General features: G+C 64.2%; 8 protein-coding genes. 6 read left to right on the top strand and 2 right to left on the bottom strand.

Annotated elements, in window-relative coordinates; genetic code table 11:
- Positions 1-44 precede the first annotated feature (44 nt).
- From O3301_RS26070 to O3301_RS26095, 6 genes are all read left to right on the top strand, one after another.
- Positions 45-1,952, top strand: a complete 1,908-nt coding sequence (locus O3301_RS26070; protein WP_099664876.1) for an ATP-binding protein — start codon at positions 45-47, stop codon at positions 1,950-1,952.
- The gene (locus tag O3301_RS26075; protein ID WP_034758888.1) at positions 1,939-3,285 is read left to right on the top strand and encodes a sigma-54 dependent transcriptional regulator; all 1,347 of its coding nucleotides are present in this window, start codon (positions 1,939-1,941) and stop codon (positions 3,283-3,285) included. The genes O3301_RS26070 and O3301_RS26075 overlap by 14 nt, the downstream gene beginning before the upstream one ends.
- 104 nt (positions 3,286-3,389) lie before the next feature.
- Positions 3,390-3,698: a hypothetical protein gene (locus tag O3301_RS26080; RefSeq protein WP_305057879.1), complete on the top strand. Its 309-nt coding sequence runs from the start codon at positions 3,390-3,392 to the stop codon at positions 3,696-3,698.
- A gap of 75 nt (positions 3,699-3,773) precedes the next feature.
- Complete coding sequence (locus tag O3301_RS26085; RefSeq protein ID WP_289911994.1) at positions 3,774-4,454, top strand: hypothetical protein; 681 nt, start codon at positions 3,774-3,776, stop codon at positions 4,452-4,454.
- A 92-nt stretch (positions 4,455-4,546) separates the two neighbouring features.
- On the top strand, positions 4,547-6,865 hold the full coding sequence (locus O3301_RS26090) for a DUF3274 domain-containing protein (RefSeq protein ID WP_305057880.1): 2,319 nt from the start codon (positions 4,547-4,549) through the stop codon (positions 6,863-6,865).
- A 107-nt stretch (positions 6,866-6,972) separates the two neighbouring features.
- On the top strand, positions 6,973-8,595 hold the full coding sequence (locus O3301_RS26095; RefSeq protein ID WP_305057881.1) for a DUF2875 family protein: 1,623 nt from the start codon (positions 6,973-6,975) through the stop codon (positions 8,593-8,595).
- On the opposite strand, the gene pbpC is transcribed toward O3301_RS26095, so the two are convergent.
- Together pbpC and O3301_RS26105 are read right to left on the bottom strand one after the other, a co-directional pair.
- Positions 8,596-10,713, bottom strand: coding sequence for a penicillin-binding protein 1C (gene pbpC / locus O3301_RS26100; RefSeq protein ID WP_369812243.1), 2,118 nt, complete (start codon positions 10,711-10,713; stop codon positions 8,596-8,598).
- Complete coding sequence (locus O3301_RS26105; protein WP_305057882.1) at positions 10,710-16,457, bottom strand: alpha-2-macroglobulin; 5,748 nt, start codon at positions 16,455-16,457, stop codon at positions 10,710-10,712. Before O3301_RS26105 ends, pbpC begins: the two co-directional genes overlap by 4 nt.
- Positions 16,458-16,634: the final 177 nt, after the last annotated feature.

Consider the following 16,634-nt stretch of genomic DNA (forward strand, 5'->3'; position numbering starts at 1 on the left):
CAGTGCCGTCTGGCCTGCCCCATCAACCCGACACACGGAGCACCATGGCATTCGGCAAATGGACCCTGAGACCCGCGCTCGGCCCCCTGCTGGCCGTGGGATCGCTGGTCGTGCTGACGTGGGCGTCGTATGCCTGGGTCAAGCAGCGCCAGCTCGATGAATTGCACCGCACCCTCGATTCACGCGCGGAACTGTATGCGGCGTCCATCGGCGGCGCCCTCAACAAGTACGAATTCCTGCCCCTGGCCGTGGCCCAGAGCGATGCCGTAGCGCAATTGCTGGAGCAGCCCAGCGCCGACAAGGTCACGCAGATCAACGCCTACCTGGTCGACATGAACCGCCGCGCGGGCGCCTTTGCCGTCTACGTGCTCGACGACAAGGGCACGACTCTGGCGTCGAGCAACTGGCAAGACCGCAGCTCGTATGTGGGCGTCAACTACGGTTTCCGGCCCTACTTCAAGGATGCGATCGCGGGCGGCATCGGCCGCTTCTACGGCATCGGCGCCTCCACCTTCGAGGCCGGCTATTTCATTTCGCAGCCCGTGCAGCGCAACGGGCGCATCATCGGCATCGTCGCCGCCAAGGTCAACCTGGACTGGATCGAGCAATCGTGGCGCACGCCCGGCGCGGGCGAACAGATCTGGGTCAAGGATGCAAATGGCGTGCTGATCCTGGCCACCACGCCCGCCTTCAAGTTCAAGACCCTGGCGCCCCTGTCGCCGGCCGCGAAGAACGATATCAGCGCGCAGCGCCAGTTCCTGCAGGAAAATCTGCCCATCTTGCCGCACCGGCTGCGGCGCCAGTTCGCCGATGGCGCCAGCGTGATGACACTGGAACGTCCGCAGACGGGCGATACGCCCGCCCTGTCCGGCAGCGCCGACTATCTGGCCGTGAACCGCGCGCTGGGCCCGCTGCAATGGCAGATCACCGTGCTGGCCGAGCTCGACCAGGTCGACGAGGCGGCGCGCAACGCTGCCATCGCCGCCGCGCTGGGCTGGGCCTTGCTGCTGCTGGCCCTGATGTATGCGCGCCAGCGCCGGCGCCGCATCGCCGACAAGCTCAATGCGCAACAGACGCTGGCACGCGCCTATGAACAGCTGGAAATCAAGGTCGAGCAGCGCACGGCAGACCTCGTGCATGCGAATGGCCGCCTGCAGGCGGAAGTGGCCGAGCGCGAGCGGGCCGAGCAGACCCTGCGCTATGCCCAGGCGGAATTGGTGCAAAGCGGCAAGCTGGCGGCCATCGGCCAGATGGCGGCCGGCGTCACGCACGAGCTGAACCAGCCGCTGGCCGCCCTGCAGACCTTTTCCGACAATGCCAAGGTGTTCCTGGCGCGCGGGCGCATCGACGACGCGCTCGACAACCTGTCGACCATTTCCGACCTCGTCAAGCGTCTCGGCTACGTCACGTCGCAATTGAAAGGCTTTGCGCGGCGCAGCGACGATGCCCGCAAACCCGTCAGCGTGCGCCAGGCGTTTGCGCAAACCATGCTGCAAATCCGCACGCGCAAGCATTCGCAGCGCCTGACCCTGCATGAAAGCTGGCTGGAGGACGACATCATCGTCCTGTGCAACGCCATCGGCCTGGAACAGGTGTTTACCAATCTGATCACGAACGCCATGGATGCCGTGCCGGAAAACGAGCCCGTGCAGATCTGGTTCCAGGTGCGCCGCGAAGGCGACCTCGCCGTGCTGCATATCACCGATAATGGCCCCGGCATCCCGCTCGCTTCGCTGGACAAGATTTTCGACCCCTTCTATACCACCAAGGAACACGGGCTGGGCTTGGGATTGTCGATCAGCGCTGGCATACTGCGCGCGGCCGGCAGCGCATTGGCCGTGCGCAACCGCAGCGCGCAGGAAGGGGGCGGCGCGCAATTTACCATCACCCTCAGCTGCGCCCCGGGGGAAAAGAATAAAGAGACAGAGGAAACACCCGATGCACGAGAATAATTTTGAAGGCATGCAAGTGCTGCTGGTGGAAGACGACGCCGTCGTGCGCAAGGGCGCGCGGCAATCGCTGGAGCTGGCGGGCTTGCAAGTGACGGCCGTCGCCACGGCCGAGGAAGCACTGCCCTACCTGGTGCCGGAATTTGCGGGCATTTTATTGAGCGATATCAAGCTGCCCGGCATGGATGGCTTGAAACTGCTCGATATCGCCGTGGCGCAGGATGCCAGCCTGCCCGTCATCCTCGTCACGGGCCACGGCGACGTGTCGATGGCCGTGGGCGCCATGCGCCGTGGCGCCTACGATTTCATCGAAAAACCGTTTTCCGCCGACTTGCTGGTGGAAGTGTGCCGCCGCGCCCTGGATAAACGCCATTTGGTGCTGGAAAACATGAACTTGCGCCGCCAGCTCGAACAGCGGGTCGGCATCGAGGCGCGCATCGTGGGCCGCAGCGCGGCCATGGCCAAGGTTCGCCAGCTGGTGCTGAACCTGGCGCCCAAGTCGGCCGACATCATCATCCTCGGCGAAACGGGGACCGGCAAGGAACTCATCGCCCGCTGCCTGCACGATTTCAGCGAGCGGCGCGACCACCCGTTCGTGGCCATCAACTGCGGCGCCCTGCCCGAATCGATCTTCGAATCGGAACTGTTCGGCCACGAAGAAGGCGCATTCACGGGCGCGCAGCGCCAGCGCATCGGCAAGATCGAATATGCGAACGGCGGCACCTTGTTCCTCGATGAAATCGAAAGCATGCCGCTGGCCCTGCAAGTCAAGCTGCTGCGCGTGCTGCAGGAGCGGCAAGTGGAACGGCTCGGTTCCAACAAATTAATTTCCGTCAATTTCCGCGTGATCGCCGCCGCCAAGGAAGACTTGAATGTGCTGGCCGAACAAGGGAAATTCCGGCCCGACCTGTATTACCGCCTGAACGTGGCCAGCCTGACCTTGCCCGCGCTGCGCAACCGGCGCGAGGATATTCCCCTGCTGTTCGAATTCTTCGTGCTGCAGGCAGCCTTGCGCTATGGCCAGCCGGCCGCCCTCGTCAGCGGCGAGCTGATCGCCTCGCTGATGGCGCAGCGCTGGGCCGGCAATGTGCGCGAGCTGCACAATGTGGCCGACCGCTTCGTGCTGGGCCTGCTCGACGACACGCTGAGCCCGGCCGGCTGCCGCGAAGCATCCTTGGCCGAACAAGTGGACACTTTCGAGATTTCCATCATCGAAGAAGCCTTGCGCCGCCACAACGGCAACGTCATCGACGCGGCTGCCAGCCTGAATATCCCGAAGAAAACCCTGTACGACAAGCTCAAGCGCTTCGATATCTCGACGGAACAGTTCCGTTGATCTGAAGCAAATAGCCGACACGGCCATGAGGCGGCGTCCTACCCGTGCGGGCGGACTCCTGTGTGAGAATGCAGGCTCAACCTCATTTCTCACAGGATACCGCCATGAAAACCGCCGCTCTCTTGCTGGCCGCCACCCTGATGACCGTCGGCGGCGCCTGGGTGCAAGCCCAGTCGACGACGAATGTGAACCAGACGGGCAACCACACCAACAATGCCAGGGATCCGGGCCAGCAATCGGACCAGTCCGACAAGCTCGATAACAAGGGCAAGCCGATCCACGACGCCAAGCCCGCCAAGACGCGCACGGACAAGCGCACGCGGCGCGGCAAGCCCGTGGCCACGCAGGGCACCCCGGCCGCCAGCGGACCGGCCACCGCGCCGCCAGCGACGCCAGTCGCGCCGGCCCGCTAAGTCTGCCTCCAGCGCTGCGCCACATTGCTCCAAGGCACGTTATCATCGCGCCTTTGCAATATATTCAGGATGACAATGAAAGCAGCATGGTGTGGAATGGCGGCGGCCAGCGTATTCGCGGCCGCGAGCGTACAGGCGGCGCCCACGGTGGGCGAATGCATGGAATTGACGACAGGCATCAAGTTCAGCAAGAACAATGGCGATGCGCAAGTCAACGTCGAAGAGATGTTCGAAGGCAAGAAACAAAAGGGCACGCAGCTGATCCTCGACGGCGGCGTGCTGCTGGCCACGTCCTACCAGGATATCCGCGACGGCCAGGTCTTCCTGACGGGCGCCATCCACTACAACGAAGACGGCACCGTGCGCAGCAAGAACGTCTACACGCCGCAGTCCGCCATCCCCGCCAACATGCGCCCGGGCCAGGAAGTGCGCGTGCAGTTCACGGACACGCAAACGAGCACCCACTACCCGCTGGCGGGCCTGTCCGACAAGATCACCACCTCCACGCGCACGGATAAACGCGATTTCTCCATCACCTTCCTCGGCTGGGAACGCCTGGAACTGGGCGGCCGCCGCTTCCCCGACGCCTGCAAGTTCGAACTGCGCGACGTGGGCGGCAAAAGCCGTGGTAAAAGCGGTGAATACGTATGGTACGCGCAAGGTTATGGCGCGATCATGACGGACAAGCTGGACAAGGATGGCGACGTGCAGCCCGCGTACCGCATCGCGCTGACGAAGATCATCAGCGCGCCCTAAGGACGCCTTCTTTTCCGCAATGCTTGCGGAAACGCAATTAATCAGTCATCCCGCCCCTCTACACTGACCTGTCTGGTCAGCCTGGAGCGGCGATGGCGTATCCCAAACTTCCGTATATCAGCGGCAAGAGCACCGCCCTGCTGCACTGCGACCGCACGCAGGAAGCCATCGTGCGCATCCGCCCCGAACTGCCGGGCAACGTCATCGTCATCCATGGCGTCAATGACGTGGGCACGAGTTTCAGTGCCGTGGAAAAGGGGCTGTGCCAGGGACTCGACGCGCGCATGTACGGCGGCGGCCACGTTTTCACCCCAGCCGCCTACCGCCTGCCGCAAGAGGCCGACAAGCGTGAAACCATCGCCGACCCGGACGATGTGTATTTCAAGCGCAAGCCTGATGAGGCGACGTACAGCCCCGTCATTCCGTTTTACTGGGGCTTTCGCGAACGCGGCAACGCCAGCAAAGTGATCAACGGCCAAAACACTGACCGCTACGGCAACCGCCTGGACAAGGACATGTCGAAGAACGGCGGTCCGTTCGGCAATGCCACCAACACCCTGCCCGACATGTGGAACAAGGGGCTGTTTTCACCCTACGATGTGGGCGGCGACCCCGTGCGTCCGCTGATGACGGCGCCGGGCCGCATGTACATGGTGCTGGCGGCCAAGCGCCTGGCCGCGCTGATCGCCATGATCCGCGACTACGACAGCGACGACGTGGTATCCATCGTCGCGCACAGCCAGGGCTGTCTGATCTCGCTGCTGGCGCAAGCCTTCCTGCTCGATGAGGGCAAGCGCCCCGCCGACACCCTGATCCTCACGCATCCGCCCTACAGCCTGGTGGAAGACACGACGATGTTTTTCGGCGCGGCGGAGGCGAGCCGCATCTTCGGCGGCGGCCGCGATGCTGCGATGGAAAGCCAGTACGACGCCATCGACAACCGCCAGACCCTGCATGCACGCCTGCAAACCCTCGTACAGATCGTGCAGGGCGTGGTGGCAAAAAAGCACGCCACGCCCGCCTTTGCGCACATCAAGGATCACACTATCTGCCATGGCATGGCGGGCGCCGCATGGCGCGCGGAGGCGGACCGCGACAACCGGGGCAAGGTTTACCTGTACTTTTGCCCCGAAGACATGACTGTGGCGCTGGATAATATGCAGGGCATAGGCTGGCAAGGCATACCCGACCACATCGATGGCCATGGCCTGTCCAAAACCAGGGGCAAGACGAACAAAAGCATCTGGGGCGACGGCCCCACCTACTGGGAAAAGGAATTCCAGCGCCGCCAGCCGCTGGCGGAACTGGGCAAAGGGTTTTACCAGCGCGTATTTACCAACAAACAACGCCCCGATGCGGCCGGCAAGAACCGCGGGCCGGTGCCGGTGGGCCTGCCGCCGCACGACTTCGCCCTGCGCGTGGAAGGCGAGGATGACCATGCCCACGTGGCGGGCGCCAACCGGGGTCACCGCGCCAGCCATGACGAAGCGCCCTGGCCGCCCGTCAAGCCCAGCAAATGGAATGTCTTTTCCACGGCAGCGGGAAGGCGCGACGGCTTGCGCACGATCAATGGCGAAGCGCTGCGCGTACCCACGAAGGCCGTGTTGGACGGCGGCGAGATCCGCCCTGGGCAATTCCCGAAGGATTCCGACCAGGCCAGGCTGCCGCGCGACCAGCAAGGACCGTGCGAGGAAGTCGACCCGATCGACGCGGCCATCGCGGTGACCAGCAAGCAAGGTTTGCGCATGCGCAAGCAGGAAATCATCGCCGACCCGCGCCCGCTAAAACACCGCATTCCCGAGTACGGCGCCGGCATGTTCGGCGCGGGCGAGCGCGAGCAAGTGGAAAAGGCCCTGAACCTGGACAAGGAAGCGGGCGACCAATGCAAGCTCGACCGCGTCTCGCGCCACCCGGGCGGCGGCGACAGGCTGCGCGTGGACCGCGAAGAAACCCCGAACGAGGCGCGCCAGCGCTGGCAGAACGAGGTCAGCCCCAAATCCTTCCACGGCGCCATCATCGGCAACGCGGAAAACCACCGCAACGTGACGGCGTATGACGTGGCCATCGGCAGCGGGAAGGCGAGCAGTGATCCGAGATTTTATGAATATTTGTGCGCCGTTGCCGACTGGCGATTACAAGGCGATATCCGTAATCCAGTGCGACCATCCATCCCCCGATGGAATGACTTCAAGAAAAAATTTGCAATCTACCTGGAGGCAGAACCGGCGCAGCGCCAGCTCATTATCAAAGGCAACGCCGACTATTACAGCTCGGGAGTGTTGCCAGCCTTCCTACCTGCCTTGCAGGCGGGTCTACCATCCACTGTTGTGTGTGAAACAGTCAACGGCAGGCGTACCGAATCGGTCGTCACGCCAGTCGTCCACAAGCCAAGCGACGATATCCCAAAATGAAAAGCTCATTTCCACGCTTGCGATATCCACTCGGTGCAGCCCTCCTCGTGCTGGCACTGCTTGGATCCTTGCTGACCAGTCCATCACCTTTCTTATTGGAGTCCGCAATGCGCAGCAATATATGGAAACATCTGCAATGGCTGTTGCTGATCCCGCCCATTGTGGCGGCCACATTGCTTGGCTCGCGCTGGCTGCATGCGTCCAAGCCCGTGGCCGTCGTAACGCCGCAAGTGCAACTGGCGGCGCCTACCGAACAGGAAAAACGGGAATATGTGCTGGAAGTGATCGGTCTCGGCGTCACCCTGGACAAATACCGGCAGGGCAAGTTGTGGGAAGCCCTGCAGCAGGGAAATGCCTATGCCAGCATCCGTGAACAGGACAAGGAAAAATACGCCTGGAATGCCATGGAGCGAGCGGGAATGGCAGGTGGCCGCGGTGGCGACACACTGGAGAATGGGGCGAGGGATACTCCCATGTATTTTGGCGTCCCCGTTTTCAATGCTGAGCCACCAATCTTTAATTCGCGCATGCTGGACAGCCCCGACTCGCCAGCCATAGGCCTGGCCGGTGGCGCCGCGTCATCCGGTCTGCACTGGCATCTGTTCGCCAGTGGTCCACGCCGCCTGAGCGAACATCCGGACCGCATCCTGGAAGACGTGTTCGCCTTTTTCGATGCCCATCCCGACGTGCCTTACATCGTGCTCAATTCCGAAGACAGCATGCCCACGCGCAACCTGTACAGCCCGGACAACTCTCCGCCGCTCACACATGACGGCCGCTACATTCCCGAAATGCCCGACGCCTCGGCCCTGTTCGTGCTGGCCCGGCGCGAACGCATCGATGCCGTGCGAAAGTTCGCCTACGACGATGCACCGCCCGAGGATAGCGTCGATGACTTGAATACCTACGGCGTGGCGCGGCGCCTGTATCTGGCGTATGACGAATTGAAGCGGGCAGTACCCCATCCAGACAAAAAAGAAGACCCGAGCGCATTCACCCAGCGCCAGCCCTCAATCGCCGAATGGCTGCCCGTCGCCGCACAATTCGCCCGGCGTCCCGACATCCGTGGCACGGGCAGCTTCAGCATGCTCGACAGGCTCCAGCACAAGACCTATCACCCGCCGAAAGAGTGGCAGCCCACGCCCTGGTTTCCTGTGCCCTTCAACAAGGAACAGTTGGCGCAACTGGACCGCCTGCCGACCTTCGGCTTCATCCACAGGCCCACGTTCGTCAGGATGACGGATAAACACGGCAAGCCGCTCACGCGCCGCGACCAGCGCGAACAGGCCTTGCAGGCGGGCTGGCAGGAGGCCCTGCGCAGCTTGCCGGAAAGCGAACGTCCCGCCGCGCCGGCGCGCCTGGTCGCCGCCACGGGCGGCAATCAGGCACAGTTGGTGGCGCTACACAAAACCTTGCTCAAGCATGCGGAAGATGGCGGCACGGAACTCGACAGCGGCAAGCCGCAGCAGTGGATCGATACGGACCAGCGCCTGGGCAACACGGGCGCGGCCACTCTGTTCGTGCAAATGGCCGTCGGCGTGATGGGCAGCTACCGCGACGGCGGCGTCAGCGCCGTGGTGAATTTGCGCAATCCGGAAGAAGCGACCATCGTGCTGGTCAGTCCGCCATCGGACGAAAAACGCCGCACGCAAAAACACCCGCACGGCGGCGATGTGCTGCGACATTACGTCACGCCAGCCATCGACCCGGCGAACTATCCATCGAACTGATTACTTACCCTGTGCGGCAAGCTGCGCCAGCGCATTCCCCCGCACCTGGAACGCCACCTGCGCCACCGTCTTGCCTGCGTCGTCGACGAGGGCCAGCGCGTGCTTGCCGGGCACGGGGCGCCAGCTGATGCTCTCCGCCGCGCCGCCCAGGTCCTTGCCGTCGAGCACCCAGCGCAAGACGTGGCTGCCCTGGGCCTGGAAGAACACGCGCTGCAGGGCGGGCGGGATGTCGGGATCGATGGCGAGGATGCTGTCGTCGGCCGGATACACGATGGTGGGCGGCTTCACGGTGTCGCCCACGACGGCGATGACGGGGCTTTCCGTGCCCGCGATAAACCATTCGCGGCGCGGCGCTTCCAGCGCGGGCTGGTACGCCACCATTTGCTGCAGCACGCCGGGCGGCGCTTTCGGGGCATGGCTGGGCACGTTCTTGTGCAGGTAATCCATGACGTCGCGCCACACGGGCGCGGCGCCCGTCACGCCCGACACGTCCCACATGGGCTTGCCGTCGAAGTTGCCCACCCACACGCCCACCGTGTAGCGCGCCGAGTAGCCCATGCACCAGTTGTCGCGCATGTCCTTGCTCGTGCCCGTCTTGACGGCGCTCCAGAAATTCGTCCCCAGTTCGTTGCGCAAGCCAAAGGTCATGCTGCGCGCGGCGCGGTCGGCCAGGATGTCGCCCACGATGAAGGCGGCGCCCGATTCCATCACGCGGCGTTTGTCCTTGCCCGCCTGGCCCGGCTGCAGGCTGGCCGTGCTGTACAGCCCGCCATTCGCCAGCGCGCGGTAGGCGTTGGCCAGTTCCAGCAAGGTCACTTCGGACGAGCCCAGCGCCAGCGAAGGGCCGTAGTATTCGGCCGGTTCCGTCAGGCTGGACAGGCCCACGTCCTTCAGACGGTTGTAGAAGCCATCCTGCCCCGTCAGCAGCACCGTGCGCACGGCGGGAATATTGAGCGAACTGGCCAGGCTGGTGCGGGCGCTGACGTAGCCCTTGAAATTGCGGTCATAGTTTTGCGGCGCATACATGCCGGACGCCGTGGCGACGTCGAGCGGCGAGTCGTCCATGACGGACGCGGCCGTCATCAGCCGGCGCTCGATGGCCAGTTCATACAAGAATGGTTTCAAGGTGGAACCAGCCTGGCGCAGGGCCGCCACGCCATCGACGTGGCTGCCGCCCGCATTGCCGACATAGGCGAGAATGTCTCCGCTGCGGTTGTCGAGCACGATGATGGCGCCATCGTTGACATTGCGCTCGCGCAAGGATGCCAGTTGCTGGCGCAGGTTTTCCTGCGCGAAACGCTGCAAGGGACCGTCGAGGGTGCTGGCCACTTGCGCGCCCGGCTGTTTCAACAGTTGCTGCGCCACTTGCGGCGCCGGCGCCAGGTCCGCGTACAGCGCGTTGCGCTGCAAGGCCGTCTGCACGCGCTGGCCGATCAGCTGGCAACTGCTGTCCATGCGCCATTCCTTCGCCAGCGCGCAGGCGCGGCGCGTGACGGTGGCCGGCGGCGCGTTCGGCGCCCGCACGAGGCTGGCCAAAATGATGCCATCCGTCTGGTTCAGGCCCGACGGCGCCTTGCCGAACAAGCTGTACGAAGCGGACGCGATGCCTTGCAATTCGCCGCGGAACGACACGAGGTTCAGATACGCTTCGAAAATCTGCGCCTTGCTCCAGCTATCCTCGATGGCCTGGGCCGCGCGCATCTGGTCCCACTTCTGGCGCAGGCTGCGTCCGCCCGAGGACGCCTGCAAGTCCGCATCCAGCTGGCCCGCCAGCTGCATGGTGATGGTGGAAGCGCCCCGGGGTTTCTTGGAAAACAGATTGTCCCAGGCGGCCGTGGCCAGCGCGGACACATCCACGCCGCCGTGGCGCATGAAGCGCTGGTCTTCCGCCAGCAGCACGGCTTGCTGCACGGCGGGCGAGATGTCGGCCAGCGGCACCCACGGCAAACGCCGCACCTTCATGTCCACGCGCAAGGATTGCAGGGGCGCGCCGCTGCGGTCCAGCAATTGCGCTTCCGAACTGCGGTAGGCGGCCTGCACCTGGGCCGGGGTCAGGACCACCTCGGCGAAAACCTGGCCGGCCAACAGGCAACCCGTGACAAAAATCAAACTCTTCACTGCCCCACCTTCACATTCGCGTTCGGCGACTCGCCAAACATTTCCGGCGAATACATCGCTTCGATACGCGTGGCGGGCAGGCTGAAATCCCCGGCATTGTTCAGGCGCACCGTGTATTCCACGCTCCAGTTACCCTTCGGCACGAAGGCGTAATAGGCGCGGAAGGCGTCGAAGGCCCGCTCCTCGAACGTGGGCCAGACCCAGCCCGTGGATTTTTCGCCGGCCGTCAGCAGCTGCGAATCGCGGCCCAGGCCATTGCCCAGCACCGTGGCGCTGGCGGGGATCGGGTCGTCGACCACCACCCAGCTCATGTCCGCCTGCGCGGACAAGTCCAGGCGCACGCGGTAGACGTCGCCGCGCGACCAGGCGCCCGCTGTCTTCTGTTCCACTGGCGTAATGGTTTTCTTGATCGTGTAGCCGCTGGACACGGGCGCCTTGAGCGGGATGGCGGCCAGGCTTTGCACGGTGGCCCACGGCTTGCCCGTGCCGCTGTGCGCCAGGCCCAGGGTGTCCGTACCCTTCGGCCACGCTTGCAGCACGGGGCCCACTTTCGCCGCGCCATTCCACACGAGCGCTTGCGTATCGCCGCCCAGCTTGACGGCGCTGGCGCCCGTCACGGGGGTGGATTCGAATTTGGCCGAGAACTTGGCAATCGCCAGGGTGCCCCAGGCGTTGGCCACCGTGGTATCCCAGCGGCCCTTCTTCTGGCGGCCCATGCTGCCGCGCACGAGGCGGCCGATGTCGTCCTTCCACGCCGGATTGTCCATCACGGCCAGCAGCAGGCGGTTGGCATTGACGTCGCCGGACACCATCAGCCACCACCAGTTATCCTTGCGCTCGGTGGAAAAGCCCATGGTCGTGCCCTGGAAGTTCAGGCGCGAACGCAGGATCTGCTGCGCCTCGGCCAGCAATGCATCGCGGCGCGCCAGGCTTGGCGTGCGTTGCAGCAACAAGCTCCAGTCGATGACGGCGGACGTCGGCCACAGGTTCGGATTGATGCTGATGCTCTCCAAGGCGTCGGGCGGCACCTTGTTCGAACGCGACAGCGCTTCCAGCGCGGCCAGCTTGCGCACGGCCAAGTCGGTCGTGTCCAGCGCGGAACGGCGCACGATGCGGCCCTGCACGAAGGCCGTCAAGGCTTCTTCCATGCGGTTCTTCGTCTGTTCGGGAATCGCATAGCCCGCCTCCCTCGTTGCAGACAGCACATATGCCGTCAAGCTGTCGCTGCCCTGCTCCATGATGGGGAAGTATTTCAGCATGCCATCGCTGTCCAGGTAGGCGGGCAGGCTGGCGGCCAGCTTGTTCCACGCCTCCTGGTCTTGCAGGGCGATGGCTTTCGACGTGTTTTGCTCGAAGCAGGTGTACGGATACGCAGCCATGTACTCGCGCACGCCGGGCAGTTCGCCGCCCAGTTTGGCGACAAAGCTCGTCTGGATGCCGCCCCGGCCCGGCAAGGCGCCGGCCGGCATTTGCACGGACATATTGACGGGCTTGTCGATTTGCTGCAAGGTGGCTTGATACGTGCGCACGGGCGTGGCCTGGCCCACTTTTTGCGTGATTTTCAGCTTGTCCGTATGGTTTCCTGCTTTCGCGCCGATCTCCCACACAATGCTGGCCGCGCCGAGCGGCACCTGGTAATCCCAGCCCACTTCGCGCGCCTCGCCCGCCGCCAGGGTCACACTCTGGCGCGGCAAGGCCTTGCCGGCCGCCGTGGCATTGAGATCCACGCTCAAGGATGCGGCCGAGGTGTTGCGCACCGTAAAGCCGGCGCGCAACTGATCGCCTTCGCGTACGAGGGTCGGCAAGCCCGACAGCAGGATCAAGTCTTGCGAGCTGCGGATGTCCGTGCTGCCCGTGCCAAACAATTCCTTGCCGGCACTGGCGATGGCAACGATGCGGAAGCCCGTCAGCGAATCGTTGAGCGGCACTTGCACGGTCGCTTCGCCCTTGGCGTCGAGCTTGACGGTGCCCTTCCAGAACAGCAGGGTGTCGAACAGCTCGCGGCTGGCGCCCTTGCCGCCGCCACCGCCGGCCGGGAACGCCTTGCGGCCGAAGTGGCGCTTGCCGATCACCTGCATCTGCGCCGTTGCCGTTTCCACCTGCAGGCTGCGCTGCGCCATCATGGTATCGAGCAACTTCCAGCTATCGTTGGGCATCAATTCCAGCAGCCCCGTGTCGACGGCCGCCAGCGCCACTTCCGCGCCGGCCGGCAAGGCTTTACCGTCGGCGCGGCGCACGCGCACGGACACTTCCGCCTTGTCGCGCGTTTTATACACCTCCTTGTCGGACACGACCATCACGTTCAGTTCATGCGCCTGCCAGCCCACGTTCAGCGGTGCGATGCCCATCTTGTAAGCTGGCTTGCCCAGGTCGACCAGGGCCGTCGGCTGCACGCCGTCCACCCTGCCCCGCACGACAAACACGGATACATACACATTCGGCGCGTAGTTCGGTTTGACAGGGATAGCCACCACCGGTTCCCGGCCATTGAGCTGGCGCACATAGGTGTCGAGGATGCCTTCACGCTCGACCGTGATCAGGGCCGTGCCCGAGCGGAAGGGCATGCGCACCTGCAAGCTCGCTTCCTGGCCCGGCTCATAGCGTTTCTTTTCAGGCAAGACGTCGATGCGGTCATTGTCGCTGGCGTTGAACCACCAGTCGCCGCTGCCGGCCACCCACGTTTCGCGGTTGGCGACGGCCGCATTGCCGGCACCATCCTGCGTGCGGGCGCGCAGTATCAGATTGCCGCTGGCGGGCGCCTTCACGTCGCAGATCAAGAGGCCCTTGTTGTCCGTCTTGCCCGAGCACGCGGGGCCCAGCCTGACCACTTCGCTGCTGTTTTCATATGCATAGAAGCCGCCGATCAGGCGCCGGCGGTGCGAATAGCTGTTGCGCTGGAAGAAATCCACGGCGACCGGGGCGTTCGCCACGGGCTTGCCATTGGTGCCCAGCACGGCCACCGTGAACTTGAACGCATCCTTGCTCAGGGCCCAGGCGTCGGGCTTGATGCCGATCACATAGTTGGACGGCCACAACGGCACCCGTGCAGCCACCGAGGCTGTCTCGCCATTCGCATCCTGGAAAGCCATTTCCGCCACCAGGTCGCGCGGCGTGGACAGCTGCGGCAGCTGGTCGATGACGATGCGTGCGCCGCCCGCCTTGTCCAGGGTCAAGCTTTGCGTGCGCGCAGCCGCCGCGCCGGCGCCGGCCGCGCCATGGCCTTCGTCCTGCCATTCGCCCTCATCGTCGTCATAGCCCGTGCCCTGTTTCACCAGGCCTTCCTTTACGTCGCCATTGCTGAAGCTATAGTCGGGATAGTCGGCAAACGTCACGCTCTTGTCTTGCAGCACCGTGCGCAGCTTGACGGGCGCATTCGTGGCGGCACCGCCGGCCAAATAGGTGATTTGCGCATCCAGGGCCAGCTGCTTCGCCTGCACGGCGGGGGCTTTCGGTCCCTGCAGCACGGCTTTCATGGTCGGCACGCGGAACGCTTCTACGCGGAAACTGCCGGAAGGACGGCCCGCCATCGTCACGCTGTACTCTCCCTGCTTGGCGTCGGCGGGAATGACCCAGTCGCTTTCCGCCGTGCCGCTGACCGACCAGCGCAGGGGCAACTGGTAGTTCTGGTCGCGGCCCTGGTGCGTGATGACGATGGACGTCGCGCTGCCGGGGCCGTTGTTCTTGTCGACCAGGCTCATGCCTTCGCCCGTGTGCTTGCGGATGAAATGCTTCATGTGCACGGTTTCACCGGCGCGCAGCAAGGTGCGGTCGAATACCGTGGCCAGCAAGGTGTTGTCGGCGCGCGTGTCGTCCGTGGGCAAATTGAAGCGCCAGGCTTCGATGCCGCCCACCCAGTCCGACAGGGTGAACGTCATGTCGCCGCCGCTGCGCGCACTGATAAAATAGCGGCCATTGTTCTTGCAGCTGGAATTGGCCAGCTCGCCGGAAATGTGCGCCACGCCGTCCGCGCCCGTGGCGCCTTGCCACAGCAGCTTGCCGGCGCAGTCGCGCACGGCCACTTGCGCTTTCGCAACAGGCGCGCCCTTGTCCAGCGACGTCACCCACACGAGCGACGATTGCGCGCCATGCTTGAAGTGGGCCGCCAGGTTGGTCACCAGCGCGGCCGTGCGGATGTAGGCCGTCGTCGGTTTGCCCAGCAGCACTTTGCCCAGGATGGGGCTGGCCAGCTCGACCACGTAAAAGCCCGGTTTCTGCAACGGGATGCCGATCACTTCAAAGGTTTTCTTGCCATCGGGGCGTGGCAGGCTGAGGGGGCGCGTGCCGGCCGCGTCCGCCAGCACGGATTTGCTCATGTTGCCCGCATATTGGGCGTACGGCTGCCAGTACTCTCCCCCGTCGCCATTGCCGGCCAGGCGCTGCATCCACTCGATGATGAACTTGTCGTCATTGTCGGGCACGCGCAAGGTGGCGCCCGTGGCGGCGGCTGGCTGGGCGATTTCCTTGCCAGACAGCACGGGCTCGATATTGCGCACCGTCACGGGCAGCAAGCCGTCGCCCTTCGCTTCGATGATGCCGAACGGGGCCGGGAACTTGAGCAGCGGCGGCTGTTCGCCCGTGCGCACCGTCATGGGGAAGCGCGCGCGGTTGAGCAAGGCGCGGCCCGCGTCATCCGTCAATTTCGGCGGCAAATTCAGCACGAAGCTGGCTTGCACGGGAAACGGACCGTTGAAGGTGGCGCCGTACAGGAATTCCGCCTTTTCCTCGTCTTTTGATATCGTCGGCGCATACGTCTTGCCGCCCCCCCTCAGGGTCATGGCGCGCACTTGCGCCGCGCTCACGGGCGCGGAAAACTGCACGCGCATGGGCAGGAAGGGAATGCACTGCTCCTTGGGATTGCTGCGCTCGCAGCTGAACTTGGCCGTGAAATCGGGCCGCGTCTTGAACTGCAGGGTTTGCGCCTTGTCCGTGGCGATGCCGCTGGCGCTGGCAATGCCCTCGCCCCACACGAGCGACACCTTGGCGTTGGCAGGGAAACTGCGCTTGCATTGCAGCACGGTGACGGGCAGCGGCGGCGCGCCCTTGCTGGCGACGGGCATGCCCACCTTCCACAGCGTGCCCCGCTTCTTGAAATACACGGTCAGGTAGCGGTCGAGAAAACTCTTGCGCAGGGTCAATACCTGCTCCAATTCCTTGCCTTTGAGCAAGCGCACGGGAATCTTTTCATTGATGCCATCGGCGCGGCAATACGCGTTGGCGGCCACGCTGGCCTCGTTCGGCGCGGCGTCCAGGCCCAGCACGAAGACCTGGTTTTCATCGATATACGGCTGGCCGTCATATGGTACGGCCTCGACGATGGCCGGCCCGCCCGTGGAAAAGCGGTAAGCGCCAGTGCCCTGCAAGACCTGGCCCGCCACGTCCTTCAACCCCGCTTTCAAGGTAAAGCTGCAGGCCACGCCGGCCGGCAAGTCGCGCTCGAAATCGTAGTTCCAGTTGCGCTCGTCGGCCCAGCGTCCCGCGCCCGCCACGACGGCAGGCTCGGCCTTGCCGCAATCGATGGCGAACGGCGCGGGCAAGCCCATGTCGCCGAACGGCACCATCGGCGTGGCGAACTGGGCCCGCACCTGGCGCACGGCCTTGACCGTGCCACTGGGCGAAAACAGGGACACGCCGCTATCGGCCCAGGCCGGCATGGCCAGACCCGGCGACAGCAACAGGCCCAGCAGACATAGCGAACCCAGTTTGCCAGACAGCGGGGAGGAAACAACACGGGGGTGATCAGGCACGGGTGACTCCTTGATGAAAAGTGGCGGAGCTGGCTGCGGCGCGTAAAAGTTGCCTGGAAGAAGCCCGGCAAGGCAACAGAACGCGGCAGGAATACAACATCAATGTAATATTAGTTATCAAGCTCATCATTGTTGCTAATATACAGTGGCACGCTGGTAACAAGTCGTACGATTGCC

The sequence above is a fragment of the Janthinobacterium sp. SUN211 genome (genome assembly GCF_030587315.1).
Taxonomy (GTDB): Bacteria; Pseudomonadota; Gammaproteobacteria; order Burkholderiales; family Burkholderiaceae_D; genus Janthinobacterium; species Janthinobacterium kumbetense.